17 protein-coding genes and 1 pseudogene are annotated in these 16,289 nt (G+C 63.0%); 5 read left to right on the top strand and 13 right to left on the bottom strand.

The annotated features are described in order from the left end of the window. Positions 1 to 279: 279 nt before the first annotated feature. The 8 genes and pseudogenes from F2982_RS25115 to F2982_RS25140 all read right to left on the bottom strand — a co-directional run bounded on the left by F2982_RS25115 (position 280) and on the right by F2982_RS25140 (position 6,007). On the bottom strand, positions 280 to 963 hold the full coding sequence (locus F2982_RS25115) for an ABC transporter permease subunit (RefSeq protein WP_203430294.1): 684 nt from the start codon (positions 961 to 963) through the stop codon (positions 280 to 282). Positions 964 to 966: 3 nt separating this feature from the next. Next, entirely contained in the window at positions 967 to 1,113 is a 147-nt protein-coding gene (locus F2982_RS31660) for a hypothetical protein (RefSeq protein ID WP_246777589.1), read from the bottom strand. A 97-nt stretch (positions 1,114 to 1,210) separates the two neighbouring features. Next, positions 1,211 to 1,639 (bottom strand): annotated as a pseudogene (locus F2982_RS31665) (ABC transporter permease subunit); the annotation flags it as partial. Next, positions 1,632 to 2,219 (bottom strand): peptidase dimerization domain-containing protein, encoded by a 588-nt coding sequence (locus tag F2982_RS31670; protein WP_348652528.1) that lies wholly within the window; start codon positions 2,217 to 2,219, stop codon positions 1,632 to 1,634. The gene F2982_RS31670 and the pseudogene F2982_RS31665, both read right to left, overlap by 8 nt. Then, positions 2,150 to 3,001 carry a M20/M25/M40 family metallo-hydrolase gene (locus F2982_RS31675; protein ID WP_246777590.1) on the bottom strand — a complete coding sequence of 284 codons (852 nt, stop codon included), beginning with the start codon at positions 2,999 to 3,001 and terminating at the stop codon, positions 2,150 to 2,152. The genes F2982_RS31670 and F2982_RS31675 overlap by 70 nt, the downstream gene beginning before the upstream one ends. Positions 3,002 to 3,048: 47 nt before the next feature. Beyond that, positions 3,049 to 3,828: a transporter substrate-binding domain-containing protein gene (locus tag F2982_RS25130; protein ID WP_112714739.1), complete on the bottom strand. Its 780-nt coding sequence runs from the start codon at positions 3,826 to 3,828 to the stop codon at positions 3,049 to 3,051. Positions 3,829 to 3,906: 78 nt separating this feature from the next. Continuing rightward, entirely contained in the window at positions 3,907 to 5,040 is a 1,134-nt protein-coding gene (locus tag F2982_RS25135) for an aminotransferase (RefSeq protein ID WP_203430295.1), read from the bottom strand. A gap of 22 nt (positions 5,041 to 5,062) precedes the next feature. Then, entirely contained in the window at positions 5,063 to 6,007 is a 945-nt protein-coding gene (locus F2982_RS25140) for an ornithine cyclodeaminase family protein (protein WP_203430296.1), read from the bottom strand. A gap of 121 nt (positions 6,008 to 6,128) precedes the next feature. Here F2982_RS25140 and F2982_RS25145 point away from each other — a divergent pair, with 121 nt between their 5' ends. Beyond that, complete coding sequence (locus F2982_RS25145; RefSeq protein ID WP_112714745.1) at positions 6,129 to 6,698, top strand: XRE family transcriptional regulator; 570 nt, start codon at positions 6,129 to 6,131, stop codon at positions 6,696 to 6,698. 98 nt (positions 6,699 to 6,796) lie between these two features. Here F2982_RS25145 and F2982_RS25150 read toward each other — a convergent pair whose 3' ends face one another. The 4 genes from F2982_RS25150 to F2982_RS25165 all read right to left on the bottom strand — a co-directional run bounded on the left by F2982_RS25150 (position 6,797) and on the right by F2982_RS25165 (position 9,939). Then, the gene (locus F2982_RS25150; RefSeq protein ID WP_112714747.1) at positions 6,797 to 7,039 is read right to left on the bottom strand and encodes a hypothetical protein; all 243 of its coding nucleotides are present in this window, start codon (positions 7,037 to 7,039) and stop codon (positions 6,797 to 6,799) included. A gap of 225 nt (positions 7,040 to 7,264) precedes the next feature. Further along, positions 7,265 to 7,726 (bottom strand): helix-turn-helix transcriptional regulator, encoded by a 462-nt coding sequence (locus tag F2982_RS25155; RefSeq protein ID WP_112714749.1) that lies wholly within the window; start codon positions 7,724 to 7,726, stop codon positions 7,265 to 7,267. Between the two features lie 153 nt (positions 7,727 to 7,879). Further along, entirely contained in the window at positions 7,880 to 8,902 is a 1,023-nt protein-coding gene (locus tag F2982_RS25160) for a hypothetical protein (protein WP_203430297.1), read from the bottom strand. Next, complete coding sequence (locus F2982_RS25165) at positions 8,902 to 9,939, bottom strand: aldo/keto reductase (RefSeq protein WP_203430298.1); 1,038 nt, start codon at positions 9,937 to 9,939, stop codon at positions 8,902 to 8,904. Before F2982_RS25165 ends, F2982_RS25160 begins: the two co-directional genes overlap by 1 nt. Positions 9,940 to 10,198: 259 nt before the next feature. On the opposite strand from F2982_RS25165, the gene F2982_RS25170 reads away from it, so the two are divergent. Then, complete coding sequence (locus F2982_RS25170; protein ID WP_203430299.1) at positions 10,199 to 10,642, top strand: SRPBCC family protein; 444 nt, start codon at positions 10,199 to 10,201, stop codon at positions 10,640 to 10,642. 193 nt (positions 10,643 to 10,835) lie between these two features. Then, on the top strand, positions 10,836 to 12,542 hold the full coding sequence (locus F2982_RS25175) for a PAS domain-containing methyl-accepting chemotaxis protein (protein ID WP_203430300.1): 1,707 nt from the start codon (positions 10,836 to 10,838) through the stop codon (positions 12,540 to 12,542). A 26-nt stretch (positions 12,543 to 12,568) separates the two neighbouring features. Here the strand turns inward: F2982_RS25175 and F2982_RS25180 are convergent, their stop codons facing one another. Next, a complete protein-coding gene (locus F2982_RS25180) occupies positions 12,569 to 13,162 on the bottom strand; it encodes an amino acid synthesis family protein (RefSeq protein WP_203430301.1) in 594 nt (197 codons plus the stop codon). Between the two features lie 166 nt (positions 13,163 to 13,328). Here F2982_RS25180 and F2982_RS25185 point away from each other — a divergent pair, with 166 nt between their 5' ends. Together F2982_RS25185 and F2982_RS25190 are read left to right on the top strand one after the other, a co-directional pair. Further along, a complete protein-coding gene (locus F2982_RS25185; protein ID WP_203430302.1) occupies positions 13,329 to 15,131 on the top strand; it encodes a helix-turn-helix domain-containing protein in 1,803 nt (600 codons plus the stop codon). 165 nt (positions 15,132 to 15,296) lie between these two features. After that, positions 15,297 to 16,289, top strand: a complete 993-nt coding sequence (locus F2982_RS25190) for a flavin reductase (protein WP_199625682.1) — start codon at positions 15,297 to 15,299, stop codon at positions 16,287 to 16,289.

Genomic DNA, 16,289 nt, shown 5'->3' on the forward strand with positions numbered 1-16,289 from the left:
GCGGTGAATCCGGAGGCGGCATGGGCAGCGGAAGAAATGTGGATCTTCATTTCCGTTGGAGAATGAAGATTAACCATATCAGCGCATTAGCATCTGGCCGTTTTGGGTCCCGAAAGCCGCGAATCGAATCACATCCGCCAGCTGATCCCTCATTCTACACCGGATTTGCGCTGTTTGAGCAATGCGAAACACCTGCCAGCCACAGCTTTGCGAGGGGGGGCTCTGTTCGAACACGATCGGTCGCGCGCCGCGCACAGAGCCGTGGTACCGGAATGCATCTCACCGGCCCGGAATCGCAACCTTCGCCTCGATCGCCCGGAAGATGCGGCCGAAGACGGCGCCGATCAGCAGGTAGCAGGTGCCGGCGATCAGGAAGGTTTCGAAGGGGGCGTAGGTCTTGGCGACGAAGACGCGGGCCGCACCGGTCATTTCCATGACGGTGACGGCGCTCGCCAGCGTCGAGCCCTTCATCACGAGGATCAGCTCGTTGCCGAGTGCAGGAAGGATGGCGCGGTAGGCCTGTGGCAGGATCACCTTGATCAGCAGGATCCGGTGGTGAAGGCCGAGCGCCTTGCCCGCTTCCCATTGGCCCGCCGGTAGCTGGCGGATGGCGCCGGCAATCAGCTCGCCGGCATAGGCGGCCGAATTCAGGCCGATCGCCAGGATGGCGCAATAGACGGGATTGCGCAGCAGCGGCCAGAAGATGCTGTGGCGCACGGCATCGATTTGCCCGAGGCCGTAATAAATGATGAAGAGCTGGACGAGCAGCGGGCTGCCGCGCACCAGGAACGTATAGGTCGAGAGCGGCGCGCGGATCGCCTTCCGGTCCGAGGTCAGCGCCAGCGCGATCGGCAGGGCGAGCAGCTGGCCGAGCGCGAAGCTCGCGATGGTGATCAGGATCGTCAGAAGGAAGCCGTTCTTGACGGCCATGAAGGCGGGCAGGAAGAGATCGAAGGACAGCATGGCTTACCTCATATGCGGCGTCAGCCGCGTCTCGTAGGCCTTGAGCAGCAAGGTCGAGATGCCGGTCACGATGACGTAGAAGCCGGCGGCTGCGAGATAGAAGGCGAGCGGCTGGTGGGTCGCTCCTGCTGCCACCACCGATTTGCGCATCAGCTCCTCGAGGCCGATTACCGAAACGAGGGCGCTTTCCCTTGAGGATGACCAGCCACTGGTTGGTGAGCCCGGGCAGCGCCTTCACCATCATCTGCGGCAGGACGACGAGCAGGAAGGCGCGCGGGCGGCGGAGGCCGAGCGAGAGCGCCGCCTCCCACTGTCCCTGCGCGACGCTCAGAAGCGCACCGCGCAGGATCTCGGTGAGATAGGCGGCGGAGACGACCGACAGCGAGGCGATGCCGGCGGTCAGCGCATCGACCTCGACATAGCGGCCGGCAAGCTTGGTCAGCAGCACGGTGCCGCCATAGAAGATCAGGAAGATCACCAGCAGTTCCGGAAGGCCGCGGATCAATCCGACATAGCCCATGATGATCCGCCGGGTCAGGGAATTGCCATAGACGGCAGCGGGCGCCAGCACGGCAGCGATCAGGAAGCCGACGACGAAGCTGCCGAAGGCGACGATCAGCGTCGTCGTCAGCCCCTGCAGCAGTTGTCCCTGATATTGGTAGAGCGCCTCAAACATGCGGTTCTGCCTCCGGCGCCGATCCGAAGCGGCCGGCGAGTGCGGCAAAGAATTCCGCAGAGAAGCCGATCATGTTCTCGAAATGCGAGACGAGGATGTTTTCGTCGGGCGAGTGCAGCATGGCGCCATGATGCGTCAGACCTGCGCCGAAGAGTGTGGCGCCGAATTTGTGGATGAAGGGATGGGCAAGGCCGGATGCCGCCGAACTTGGCTGGATGATCGCCGGGCGGCCGAACCATTTCTCCAGCAGCTCGGCGCCGAGATCGACAGCCGCATGCGACGGATCGCTTCGGACCCCCAGCACTTCGGCATCGAGAACCTTCAGCGCGATATCGTCAAATCCCCGGGCGTCGAGATGGCGGCGCAGCAGCTCGGCGATCTCCACCGGGTTCTGGCCGGGCGCCAGGCGGAAGTCGAGTTTCGCCATGCCGGTGCAGGGCAGTACGGTCTTGGCGCCTTCGCCGTCATAGCCGCCGTGGAAGCCGTTGACGTTGAGGCAGGGCTCGAAATTCAGATGCTCATAGAAGGTCGCGGCATCGACGCCTTCGAGCAGCCGCCGTCCGCCGGTCTCCTCCTGCAGGCTTTCGAGCGGGAAGGGGGCTTTGCGGCAAGCTCGCGGCTGCGCGGATCGGGCGCGATGACGCTGTCGTAGAAGCCGTCGATCAAGATGCGCCCGGAGGCATCGCGCAGCGACGAGATCGCAGTCGCCAGACGCCAGAGCGGGTTATCGAAGATGGCGCCGAGGCTGGAATGAAGATCGGCGCGGGCCGTGCGGCATTCGAGCTCGACGGCGAGGATGCCCTTGAAGCCCATCAGGATGATCGGGCGGCCGGATTTGTCGACCTCGCCATATTCCCACCAGCAGAGATCAGCCTTGGTGTCGGGGAAGCGCTTGTCGAGGAAGCGGTTGAGCGAGGGGCTGCCGATCTCCTCTTCGCCCTCGGCGATCCAGATCAGCTTGAAGGGCAGGGGGCCGGGATAGGTCCTACGGAATTCGCGCCAGCCGGTGAGGCGGCTGACGAACTCGCCCTTGTCGTCGGCCGAACCGCGGCCATAGAGGCGGCCGTCGCGTTCGGAGAGCGTGAAGGGCGGCGCGGTCCAGAGATCGACCGGATCTTCCGGCTGCACGTCGTAGTGATTGTAGATCACCAGCGTGAAGGGGCCGTCGCCGGTTTCGCCAACCACGAAGGGGCCGACATCGCCGGAATGTTGTTCGGTGGCAAAACCCGCCTCGGTCAGCAGCCGTTCGATGCTGTCGGCGCAGGCTTCCATGCCTTCGCCACGGGCGCTGACGGACGGGATCGCGACGAGATCGGACAGGTCTTTGACGGCGGCGGCAAGAATGTCGGCGGGAATGCGCATAGTGTCTCCTGAAAACGGGAGGCGGGATTACCGCCTCCCGCCTGCCATCACTTCTTGGAGATGTCGTAGCCGAACCACTTTTCGGCGATGGTCTTGACCGTGCCGTCCTTCAGCATCGCATCGACAGCGCCATCGACCTTGGTCTTCAGCTCGGTCTTGCCCTTGCCCATGGCAACGCCCTGGCCCTTGCCGAATTCCGGGAAGTCGGCGCTGGTCAGCAGCGGGCCGGCATAGGCGAGCTTGTCGGCGCCGCGGTCCTTGATGAGCGGCTCCCAGGCGGAGCGTTCCATCAGGCCGGCGTCGATGCGGCCGGCAACGAGGTCGTCGGCGATCTGGTCGGGACGGTCGTAGACGCGCACGTCGGCATCCGGGAAATGCGCGCGGATGACCTGCTCGTGGGTCGAGCCGGACTGTACGCCGATGGCAGCCTTGCCGAGCGCCTTGGCGAGATCGGCAGCGGACTTGGCGGAAGCGGCATCGCTGCCCGGAGCGGTGACGATGGCGTTCGGCGCATCGGCATAGGCAACCGAGAAGTCGACCTTCTGTGAGCGCTCGTCATTGATCGAGACGCCGGAGATGACGAGGTCGAACTTGCCGACCTGCAGGCCGGGCAGCAGGCCGTCATAGGCCTGGTTCTGCCAGTTGCAGGTTGCGGCGATGCGCTTGCAGATCTCGTCGCCGACATCCTTGTCGAAGCCGATGATGTTGCCGCCGGCATCGACGGATTCCCACGGCGGGTAGTCGGCGCTGGTGCCGATCCGCAGTTCGTCGGCCGAGGCGGCGCCGGCGAGCATCGAGAGAGCGAGTACGGTCAAAAGTCGTTTCATGAAATTCCCCTTTTGTTTGGAAACGGACTCAATCCGCCGCCCGGGACGGGCGGCAGGAATTCTTGGGATGGGTGGAGATCAGGCGGCCGAAGCGGCGGCTTCCTTCAGGAATTGCGAGATACGCTTCAGGCCTTCCTTCAGCACATCTTCGCCATTGGTGTAGCCGATGCGCAGGTAGCCCTCCATGTCCATGGCGCTGCCCGGCGTCAGCATCACGCCCTTCTGGTCGAGCAGACGCAGGCAGAATTCTTCGGAGGTGATCGGCAGGTCGTATTTCAGAAGCGCGGTCGTGCCGGATTTCGGCTTGATCCAGGAAATCAGCGGTTCGGCATCGATCCAGTCGGAGAGGATCGCCAGCGCCGAGCGGGTGATCTCGTGGCTGCGCTTCAGGATCTTGTCCTTGTTCTCCAGCGCGATCGCCGCGAAATGGTCGTCGAGACGGCCGACGCTGATCGTGTTGTAGTCGCGGTGGACGGAGACCGCGTGGATCAGCTCTTCCGGCGCGACGATCCAGCCGAGGCGCAGCCCCGCCAGCGAATAGGTCTTCGACATGCTGCCGGTGCTGATACCCTTTTCGTAGAGATCGGCGATCGAGGCGGTCATCCCGTCTTCGCCTTGCTGGTCCGTGCCGCGATAGACTTCGTCGCAGAGGATCCAGGCGCCGCATGCGCGGGCGATCTCGACGATCTTTTCGAGATAGGCGCGGTCCATCAGCGAACCGGTCGGATTGTTCGGGTTGTTGATGGCGATCAGCTTGGTGCCCGGCGTTGCCAGCTTTTTCAGCTCTTCGAGATCGGGCAGGAAGCCGGTCTTTTCGGTGAGCTTCAGGATCTGGATATCGGCACCGATGCTTTCGGGGATCGAGTAGTGCTGCTGATAGGTCGGCAGCACGGAGATGACGCGGTCGCCGCGCTCGACGAGCGTCAGGTGAACGAGTGCGTTGGCGCCGATCGCCCCATGGGTGATGACGGTGTTTTCGAGCTTCTGGTTTTCATAGAGACCGGCCACCAGATTGCGCAGGCGAACGCTGCCTTCGATCTCGCCATAGGTCAGCTTGAGCGGCAGCAGTTCGGCGGCGATATCGGTCTTGCCCGCCATGTCGAGCAGTTCGGCGACGGTCAAGGATTCGACGCAGGTCTCGGCCAGATTGAGCTCGCACGTCGTCTCGTACTTGTTCATCCAGATTTCGACGCCGAAATTGCGGATCTTCATGTCATTCTCCTCGGTATTACGATTATTGGCCGCGTGCGGCGGCGAGCAGGGCAACGGCGGCGGCGACATCCTCGAGGCCGAGGCCGATCGAGCGGAAGAAGGCCGGGCGTTCGCGACTCGGGGCCTTTGCCCGTCCGGCGAGTAGTTCCGGCAGGTCGCCGCAAAGCGCATCCGGGCTCCAGGCGCCGGACGCGGCGGCAAGCTTCATTTCACCGGCCGAAGCAGGCGTCGTGGCGCGGTAGTCGCAATACACGTCGAAGCCCGAAAGCGCTGCCGGATCGACTTCATGGGCATTGGCAACATTGGTGCTGATCGAGGTGACGACGGCGGCCTTCGAGAGCGCGGCCGTATCGATGACCGGCTTGCCCGATGAGGTGCAGAGCAGAACGACATCGGCGCCGCGCACTGCCTGGTTGACGTCGGTAAACTTGGTGATGGTGCAGCCAGCAGCGCTCTTCTCGGGAATGCCGGTGTGGCCGGCGATATTCGGCGAGGCGATGCGGATCTCTTTCCACGGCCGGATCGCCTCGGCATAGCGCAGGTGCGCCAGCGCCACCGGGCCGGAGCCGACGATGGTCAGTACCGAGGCACCGGCATCGGCCAAGGCATCGGCGGCGATGACGGAGGTCGCGGCGGTGCGCTCGGTCGTCAGCTTCTTGGAGTCGCAGAGGAGAACCGGCTCGCCGGTTTCCATCGACATCAGCAGCGTCCAAGCTGTGACCAACGCCTTGCCGTCGCCGGGGATGTAGGGAGAGAGCTTGGCGCCGAAGACCTTTTCGCCGGCGAGAACGCCGAGATAGGTGATGAAGTCGCCGGCGTCGCGCGGGAAGAGGCTGAGCGTCTGCGGCGGCTGTACGGCATCGTCGTCGGCCAGCGCCCGGAACATGCGCTCCAGCACCGAGCGGACATCGACTTTCGGAAGAAGCGCCGTGATATCGGCTTCGTGGAGAACGATCGGTTGCGTCATGCTTTCCTCGCCTTTACATGCGGAACAGCCGATGGAACGCAGCTATCCGTTCGCGCGGCCGGATAGGACGCACGGCGAGATCGCGATTGATCTGACTGCCCAATGTGATTAGAGGAAGCCTATGAGCAATATATTGCACAGTCAAGGCGGGGGCGATGTCTTGTCGCATGTTTCTGGGAATCTTCGCAGACTAAGGCAGGCCTCGGGTCTGAGCCAGGTAGCGCTGGCGGAAGCTTCGGGCATCAGTCGGCGGATGATCGTCGCTGTCGAGGCGGGCGATGCCAATATCAGCCTCTCCAGTCTCGACAAGCTGGCGGCGGCCATGGGTGTCGGCTTCGTCGATCTCGTTCGCGATCCGAACCGCACGTCCTCATCCGATATCAACGAAGTGACCTGGCGCGGGCGCGGAGCGGCAAGCTCCGGCGTGCTGCTCGGCACGGCACCCGCCGCGCATGAGACGCAGATGTGGCACTGGTCGCTCGAAGCCGGCGAACGCTACGATGCCGAGCCTGATCCGCAGGGCTGGCACGAAATGATCTTCATCATCGAGGGCGTGCTGACGCTGTCGCTCAGCGGCACCGAGACCGATTATCCGGCCGGAACCTTTGCGATCTACAGCTCGGCGCAGATCTATTCCTATCTCAACAACGGCAGCGAGACCGTTCGCTTCATCAGGAATGTCGTCTCTTAAACGCAGCCGGACCGTCTGCTGTAACGTTTAATCAAATAGAGCAACGAAATCCGAGAGATCGTCTCACTCCGGCTTTCCGGAGTGAGAGAATGTCTCGTTCAGTGGCGTACTGCGAAAGCTGCCTCGATACGCTGACCTTCTTCGGCGATAGCCGGTGCTGCGCTGTTCTGAAGGTCCTGAAGCAGGGAATTGAGCGCCAGGTCGAGGCAATGCGCCGGGAATTCGGCACTCAGCTCCTTGGCATTTTCGCGTGCGAAAGCAATCAGTCTTGCCAGCGACGCCAGCTCCTTCAGCTGCTCTTCGCTCTTCGCATGGGTGACGTCGATGACCGCATCTTCCATTGTCAAACCTCGTCAGATCGCCGCCTTGGGACGTGGCGGCAATGTGACGTTAGGGGAAGTTCTCGCGCGGCGCGCGTGACACAAGCGTGACACACCTGCAGGCATCAGAAAACACTTACAGATTCAACTTCAAATTCCGCAATCGGCGTGACATCGCCGCTACAGAACATGACAAAGGCGCGAACCTTTCGGCCGCGCCTTCGAAACGTTGATACTGACGAATGCTTAGCCGTTCAGCGGCTGGCTGGTTTCCGAAGCGGAAGCGCCGACCGCGGTGTCGCGATGGCCTTCGGCCTGCGCCATGGCCTTGACCAGCGAGACGATCTTTTCGCGGATCTGCGGGTCGTTGATCTTCAGGAAGGCGCGGTTGAGCGCGAGGCCTTCCTTGGAGCGCAGGAATTCGGAGACCGGATCGGCCTTCTGCGGCATTTCGAGGCCTTCGAGCGTCAGCGGCTGAGAGTCTTCCTGCTGGAAAAAATAGCTCGGCGGCGCCGACAGCACCTCGGCGATCTTCTGCAAGCGGCTGGCGCCGATGCGGTTCATGCCCTTCTCATACTTCTGGACCTGCTGGAACGTCACGCCGATCTGATCGGCCAACCTTTCCTGGCTGAGGCCGAGAAGGAGCCGGCGCATTCTTACTCGGGAGCCGACATAGACGTCGATTGCATTCGGGGCCTTGGCGTTCATTTGTTTTTTCCGTTTACCGCGAGGTTCGATGGGCGTCCTTGCGGGAGACCGATCACTTGGGGGGCCGATAGATAGTGTATGAGCTAAGTGAAAAATTCAATCACTACTTCTGGGGATGGACCATTCGCCGCTGCGCGCTTGTGTATATAGTACTTACGGGTGGTTTTGGACATTTTCCGGGCGCTGCGCTTCTGCTTCCAGCCAGGCCCGAAATGCATTTGTTTCCAAGTTCTTCGTTTCCAAGAGGTCGGTCATGACGACGAGCGGGTTTGCAAGGTCAAGGCCGTGTACCCGCCTTCCATGCAGCCAGCTCGCGGCATCGGCCGATATCACGATTGCGAGATTCGCAGGCGCTGCCGCGGGCACAGCGCGCAGATGGGAGAGCAGATCGGCAAATTCGGCGGTCGGGGCGAGCCTGACCTGCAGCTCCGGCACGTCCTGCCGGCGGCCGAGGAAGTAGGTGGCGGCATATCGGCCGGTCACGGCATAGGCGATCCGATGGCTGCGGCAGAAACCGTCGAGCCGCTGCGGAAGTGCCGCCAGATGGTCCGGCGCCAGGGCGAAATGCTGCCAGCGGTTCGGCCGTGACGACGCGGCATGGGGCAGGTTGTCGACGATCGCTTGGGGATGGTCGAGGCGGTAGAGATGAGCGCCGACATCGCGATTCCGGCTGACCCACCCGGCCTGTATTGCCTCAGCGATGGCGGTGCGGGCCGACGTTGCCGAGATGCCGGCGGATCGGCCGAGTTCCGCTCCCGTGAAGGGTCGATGACGAAGATGCCAGAGGGCGCAGAGCAGCGAGAGTTTGGTTTTTGAAGCGGGGATCGGCTTTGCGTCCAGCATGAGCTCGCCGCGCGGGCGGAGATCTACACCGTCACGAAACACACCCCATCCGGCATCACCGAGCGCAATTGCCAGGGAGGAGGCGGGATCGCCGGTCACGAGAACCGGCGTCACGCCGATCTTTCTCAGCGTTTCAGCGGTGCGCCTGGCCCGCGCCTTCAGGGCCGGCCAGTTGGGGATCGGGGATGCAGGTTCGCGAACCAGCAGCAGCCGTGTTCGCTGCCCGAAGAGTTCAAGCTCCGGCAGACCGGCCGCTGCAATGAGATCGGCGCGCCGGGACGACAGAAGTGTCTCGAACTCGCCGATCACCGCCGCTGCCGGCCGCAACTGCATCAGCCACCGGCCGGAAGCGGAGCGGCGGGATCGATCAGCCCCTGCGCCCGCAGATCCGACCAGAGCGCTGCCGGGATCGGCCAATGGAGATAGGAGAGGTTCTGCTCGAGTTCCTCCACCGAGCGGGCGCCGGGAATGACGCTGACAACGAGCTTGTGCGCCAGCGGGAACTGTAGTGCTGCGGCGGCGAGCGGAACATCGTAGCGGTCGCAGACTGCCGCGAGCTTCGCCACCTTGTCGAGTACTTCGGCCGGTGCATTGCGGGTATTGAAAGTCGCGCCGTTGACGGCGCCGGTCGCCAAAATCCCGGAATTATAGGGGCCGCCGATGACCAGCTTGGTGCCCTTGCGCTCGCAGGCGGGGAGAAGGGTCGCAAGCGGCTCCTGTTCGAGCAGCGTGTAGCGTCCGGCGAGCAGGAAATAGTCGAACTGACCGGCCTCGACGAAATCCGACAGCATCTGCCACTGGTTGATGCCGACGCCGATCGCCTTGATGACGCCTTGCGCCCGCAGTTCGTCGAGCGCGGGGTAGGCGCCGTCCATCGCTTCCTTGAAACGGCTGCGGGCATAGGGATCTTCGCCCCTGGCAAAATGGATCGCCTCGTCGGGATCGTGGACTGCCAGCATGTCGATATAATCGGTGCCGAGCCGCTTCAGCGATCCCTCGATCGAGCGCAGCACGGCATCGCGCGAATAGTCGAAATCGGCCCGGAAGGGTGGTGCCTCGTCCCAGAGCACGGGTCTGACCTCGCTCTGGGGGATCGGCACCAGATCGTAGCCGACCTTGGAGGAAATCACGATCTCACTGCGCGGCAGCGTGCGGATCGCCTCCCCGAGCCGCGTTTCGGCAAGGCCGAAGCCATAGACCGGGGCGGTATCGAAATAGCGCAGCCCGTTTTCAAAGGCGGCATGCACGGTCTCGTGCGCCACCTTCGGATCGGTCGCCCGGTACATATTGCCAAGGCCCGTTCCTCCCAAGCCCATGGTGGTGACCGCGAGGCCGCCTTTGGTTACGCTTCTCTTCTCCAGATCGGGCATTTCTCTTCCTTGACCATCCTGTTCATCCGGGCGCCAGCGGAGCGGGCCGCGGTGCCATCACGAATGGCATAGTGGCACAAAATTTGTCGTACAACAATGTAACCGGACGAATAGATTTTTGACGGTAGAGATCGCAGCGCGCGGGCTTGCCTTCGGCCCGGGCGGCATATTTCTTTGCTAAATCGAAATTGCGCTGTCGGATTGTGGCGGCGACGCACGTCCTTGGGATGTCCACGCAATCAAAGGAGGAAACCGAACCATGCCGAGTACCATCCGTCTGCACCGCGTGCTGGCCACCAGCCCTCAGAAGATCTACCGCGCCTTCATCGAGGCCGATGCACTGGCGAAGTGGCTGCCGCCGAACGGCTTTGCCTGCACCGTCCATCACATGGAGCCGAAGGTCGGCGGCACGTTCAAGATGTCGTTCCGCAATTTTACGAACGGCGACAGCCATTCCTTCGGCGGCGAATTCAAGGAGCTGATCCCGGGCGAGCGCGTGCGCTACACCGACAAGTTCGACGATCCGAACCTGCCCGGCGAAATGGAAGTCACGGTGATCCTGAAGAAGGTGTCCGTCGGCACCGAGGTCGACATCACCCAGGCCGGCGTGCCGGATCTCATTCCGCCGGAAGCATGCTATCTCGGCTGGCAGGAATCGCTGCGCAACCTGGCAAAGCTGGTCGAGCCGGAGATCACCAACTGATCTTCCTTCATCGCAAGACGGCGCGCCGAAAGGCGGGCCGTCCTGCCGCGCAGCAAACGCGCAATTGAAAATATCCAAGCTTTAGACATGCTTAATCGCTAATTAACGCTGTCCCCCTACTGTTCACCAAAAGGTCTTTGGCTGCTCTTTGCGTGCGGCGGAGAAGCCTGTGGTCACCGGGGGTTCTTACTGCATGTCTCGCTTTTCCATTCTCGGCCTGGATGCGTCGGCTGTTATCGATGCGCTGAGCCGCTCGCAGGCCATCATCGAGTTCGATCTGAAGGGCAATATCCTGACGGCGAACGAGAATTTCTGCAAAGCGGTCGGCTACCAGCGATCCGAGATCGTCGGCCGCCACCACAGCATGTTCGTGCTGCCCGACGAGGCGAAATCCGAAGAATACCGGGCCTTCTGGGCGAAGCTGGCGCGCGGCGAATACGACCAGTGCCAGTATCGCCGCCGCGCCAAGAGCGGCCAGGAAATCTGGATCGAGGCTTCCTACAATCCGGTCTTCCGCCGCGGCAAACCCTACAAGGTCGTCAAGATCGCCACCGATATCACCGCGATCAAGCGCAAGAGCGCCGAGGATGCCGGCAAGCTCGCCGCGCTGTCGCGCGTTCAGGCTGTCATCGAGTTCGCGCCCGATGGACGCATTCTCGGCGCCAACGAGAATTTCCTTTCGGTACTCGGATATTCGGCCGACGAGATCGTCGGCAAGCACCACTCGATGTTCTGCGAGCCGGGCTATGCCCAGTCTCAGGAATATCGCGACTTCTGGGCCGACCTGCGCACCGGCAAATTCTCGAACGGCCAGTTCATGCGGCTCGGCAAGGATAACAAGCGCATCTTCATCCAGGCCTCCTATAACCCGATCCTCGATCACAATGGCGAAGTCTTCAAGGTCGTGAAATTCGCGATCGACGTGACCGATCGCATGCATGCCGTCGAAGAGCTCGGTTCGGCGCTGGAGCGTCTCTCCCAGTGCAATATCCGCATCACTCTCGACGAGCCCTTCGTCGGCGAATTCGAGCGCCTGCGCCGCGACTTCAACAAGTCGATCGGCGAATTCCAGAAGACACTCGTCAACGTTCTCGGCCAGACCGGCGACCTGAGCAAGAGCAGCCAGGAAGTACGCGAAGCCTCGGAGCACCTAGCCGAGCGCTCCCGCGAACAGGCAGCTGCCCTCGACGAGACGACGGCGGCGCTGGGCGAGATCACCGCGACGGTGCGTTCGTCCACTGAAAATACCAAGGAAACGCGCCAGCTCGTCCAGAGCGCCCGCGTCTCGACCGCCGCTTCGACGGAGGTCGTGCAGCAGACCGTCGATGCCATGCAGCGCATTGAGGCGGCATCGCGCGAAATCAGCCAGATCATCGGCGTCATCGACGAGATCGCCTTCCAGACCAATCTGCTGGCGCTGAACGCCGGCGTCGAGGCCGCGCGTGCCGGTGAAGCCGGCAAGGGCTTTGCGGTCGTGGCGCAGGAAGTGCGCGAGCTCGCCCAGCGCTCGGCCAATGCGGCCAAGGAAATCAAGGTGCTGATCAACAATTCGGGCGCCGAGGTTCTCGAAGGTGTCCGTCTCGTCGGCGAGACCGGCGAGGCGCTGAAGGAAATCGACGTCCTCGTGAAGCGCATCGACGGCAATGTCGACAAGATCGCCAGGGCCGCGGACGAGCAGACCACGGGTCTCGGCGAAATCAGCAAGGCGGTTGGACGTCTCGACCGGATGACGCAGGAAAATGCGGCGATGAGCGCCCGCACCACGGCGATCTCGAGCACGCTGGCGCTCGGTGCCGACGCGCTGTCGCAGCTAGTCAGCCTGTTCAAGCTGAACCGCCGCGCCGTGCAGCGCGACGACGGTTCGTCAATCAAGTCCAACTGGAAGCGCACGGCGGCCTGATGCCGCCGCCCCGCCCGGCGGGCTGACTAGCCCTTGGCGGCCATCTCGGCTTCCATCTCCGCAATATCCTGGAAACGGTCGGCGATGCGGGCATGCGGCCTGCCGCCATCGGCGGCGCCGATCGCCACGACGATTTCGTCCGGGCCGGGTGCATCGGCAATCAGGAAATTGGCGGTCAGGAAATGCGAGCGCTTGCCGCTCTCGCTCTTATGCATCATCGGCAGCGACAGAAGCGCGCCAGCGCCGTTGCGGGTGTTGGCGAATTCCAGGTAGTTGGTGCCGCCGATCGCTTCGCGGAACGGATTGCCGAAGCGCAGCGTGTGGATCATCGCCGACGCATGTTCGATCTCGCCGTTGATGCCGACCGCTGCCGCCTTGCCGCAGGCCTCGATCTTGCCGGCATCCATCTGGCGCAGCAGCCGCGTCGTCATCTCATGGCTGAGGTCGCCGGCGATGCGGATGATCTCCGGCCTCAGGTCCTCGACGAAACCGCGCCCGGCCCAGGGGTTCTGGATAACGGCCGCGACGACGACCGTGGTCACCGGCCGGGCCGCCGCCTTGCCGCCTTCGACATGCGTTTCTTCGAGGAAGGTTGAAATCTTTCTGATGCCGAGTGTCATGCCTTGCGCCGATACGAAATGTTGAAACTCCCAAAAGCCTAGCGGCTAAACAGCGAACGTCTTCCTCCGATCAGCGGAAGGGTGCTGTGTCGGCTTCCATCGAAACGGAGTAGATTTCCGCCGAATGCGCGCGCATGATGCGGGCAGCTGGAGGGAGCGAGGCAGTTTGGATCAGAAGTCTCAGATATTGGCGCTCCGCGACGTCGCAAGCCAGATCAACAGCGGCGGCGATCTGCAGACTGTGCTGCAGCATCTGATCGCGTCGGCCTGCCGCCATGCCCATTGGTCGCTCGGCTCGATCATGGGCATCGATGCGGCGCATGGTTATGCCTGTGTCATCGTCCGCTACGATCCGACGCTGATCGAGCGGCAGTTGCCTGAGAAGTGGGAGCTTGCGACCAGTCCGTCGCTGATTGCCCTGCAGCGCAACGAACCGGTTTACCTCCGCGACGCCCGCGAGTCCGTCGAGTTTCCCGGCTACCGCAAGGAAGCCTTCGAGCGCGATTACCGCACCGTGGTCGTCATGCCGATGAACTGCAAGGACGCCGAGGGCCGGCCGATGGTGCTGAGCGTCATCTCGCGCCAGATCACCGACGTCTCCGAAGACGACCTCGCCTTTCTCGGCGCGATCATCCATATGGGTGCCATCGCCGTCGAGCGCGAACACCGGCTGGAGGCCGAAAAGCGTGCGGCGCAGCGACTCGAGCGGGCGCTGCAGGCGCATACCTCGCTGCTTGAACATGTGCTCAGCGACGGTGCCGTCGCGCCACTCTCGGCCATGGTCGGCATGATGCTGCCAAACCCGACCGTCGTCGTCGATTTCACCGCCAATCAGGTGATCGCGGGACGTCCGCCGAACGCGCTCTACGATGAGGCCTCCTGGCAGGAAGCGGCAGCGACGACGCTCGCCCGTCCCTTGATGAAGGCGGCGCGCGAGGCAATCGATCGAGGCGCCACGGATGCCGCCAGCCTGTTTCTCGACGACGGCGCCCAGCGCTTCAAGGTCTCGGCGCGCATCGAGCCGCTGACGGTCGACAACCAGCTGGTCGGCGCATTGATCATCTTTCCGACCTCGCGCGAATTCAGCGATCTCGATCTCTTAATGCTCGACAGCGCCAAATTCGCGCTCAGCGTCCAGATGATGCGCAGCTTCATTCGCTTCCGCTTCGAAACGAGAACCCAGACCGAACTATTCTTCGAGATCGTCGAGGCCCGCTGGCGCAATGCCGGCGATGTCACCCAGCGCGCTCAGCGGCTGGGGCTGAATTTCTCGGTGCCGCAGCAGATGATCGTCGTCGATTTTCCCGACAAGACGAAAGCCTTCGGCGGCGCCTCAGTCGATGTCGAGCATACGCTGGCCCGCATCATGCAGCAGGCCTCGCTGCAGGCAAACCTGATCGCCATCGATGGCGGCGTCGTCTGCCTCGTGCCTTATGATGCGAGCAAAAGGCAGGAGCGGACGGTAAAGCTGACACGGCGTATCGCCGAGGAGCTTGGCCGCTATTTCGACGAGCCGCCTGTCGTCGTCGCGGGAAATCGCTGCGCGGCGCTGTCCGATTATCCGGCCGCCTGGGAACGCTGCAGCCGGATGATCCGCATCGGCCGGTCCTTTGGGCTCACCGGTGCCGTCTCGGCGCAGGATTTCGGGCCGCTGCCGATGCTGGTGGCGGCATCCGAGGCGGGCGACGTGCGCAGCTTCGTGCAGGAGAGCGTTGGCGCCATCGCCGAGCATGACCGCGAGAACGGCACGCCCTATCTCGAGACGCTCTCTACGTATCTGCAGGAAGGCTGCCGCAGCCAGGCCTGCGCTGATACGATGGGCCTGCATGTCACGACGCTGCGCTACCGGTTGTCGCGCATCCAGGAGCTTTTCGGCGTCGATGTAGAGACGCCGGAAAAGCGCTTCGCCGTCGAGCTGGCGATCCGCCTGCACGGCGTCATCGATAATCGCGTCAGCGCCGAAAAGTAACCCTCTACAGCCGGTATACGCGGTTTTGCAGCGCCTGCTGCTGGCCGTTTTCCCTCTCCTACGGATCACAGCAGAAGTTTTCCGCTCACTCCGTCGAAGCCAAGGAAGAACGGCCGCACCGGCAACGATAGCCTCTCTTCATCAAGCACGAGGAGGCGCTGAGAGATGGTGGAGATAGCGGCAAAGGCGGATGCGCCGATCGACCCGATCGCCCTGCGCCGAGCCTTCGGAACCTTCGTGACGGGCGTCACCGTCATCACCACCCGTGACGAGGACGGAACGCCGCGCGGCATGACGGCGAATTCCTTCACCTCGGTCTCGCTCGATCCGCCGCTGTTGCTGGTCTGCATCGCAAAGTCGGCGTCCAGCTATCAGGCTTTCACCGGCGCCGGCTGCTTCGCGGTCAATATCCTCCATGAAGGACAGGTCGGCGTATCCGCGACCTTTGCCTCCAAGTCGCCGGACAAGTTCCAGTCCGTCACCCACGATCATATCCACACCGGCGCACCTGTCCTGACCGACAGCCTCACCTGGTTCGACTGCACGACCTACAATACCGTCGATGCCGGTGATCATGCGGTTCTGATCGGCGAAGTCCGGGCTTTTGGCACCAGCCCGACGGCGCCGCTCGGCTTCTGCCGCGGCCGCTATGCCAGCGTCAAGGATCCGCTGCCATCGGGATGGCTCGCCTCGCATGGCATGATCATCGGCTATCTGATCGAAGCCGGCGATGGCCTGCTGTTGCGCTCGGATGGCAAGGGTGGCTGGGTGCTTCCCTCGGCGCGCCGCCGCAAGGCCGACAGCCAGCTCGTCGTCGAGGGCGGCGATGCGCTGAGCCTCGTGCCGGAAGAAACCTTCCTCTATTCCGTCTTCGATGTAGCCGACAGCGATCCCGGCTATCTCGTCTATCGTGCCCGGCTGGCGGGCGAGGGGGCGGGCGTCAACCTGCCTGCAGACCTGCGTTTCTTCGCCATCGACGATCTGCCCTACGAAGCGATCGCCACCCACGAACTGCGCTCCATGCTGCGCCGCTACGTCCGCGAGCGGCAGGCCGGCCGGTTCGGCATCTACATGGATTCAGACGACGGCGGCCGCGTCGCGATGATCGACGGCGAAGCCCGTGCCTGGATCCAAGCCTCCCAAGACCAAGGACAGTGA

It is taken from the genome of Rhizobium sp. BG4 (assembly GCF_016864575.1).
Lineage (GTDB): Bacteria > Pseudomonadota > Alphaproteobacteria > Rhizobiales > Rhizobiaceae > Rhizobium.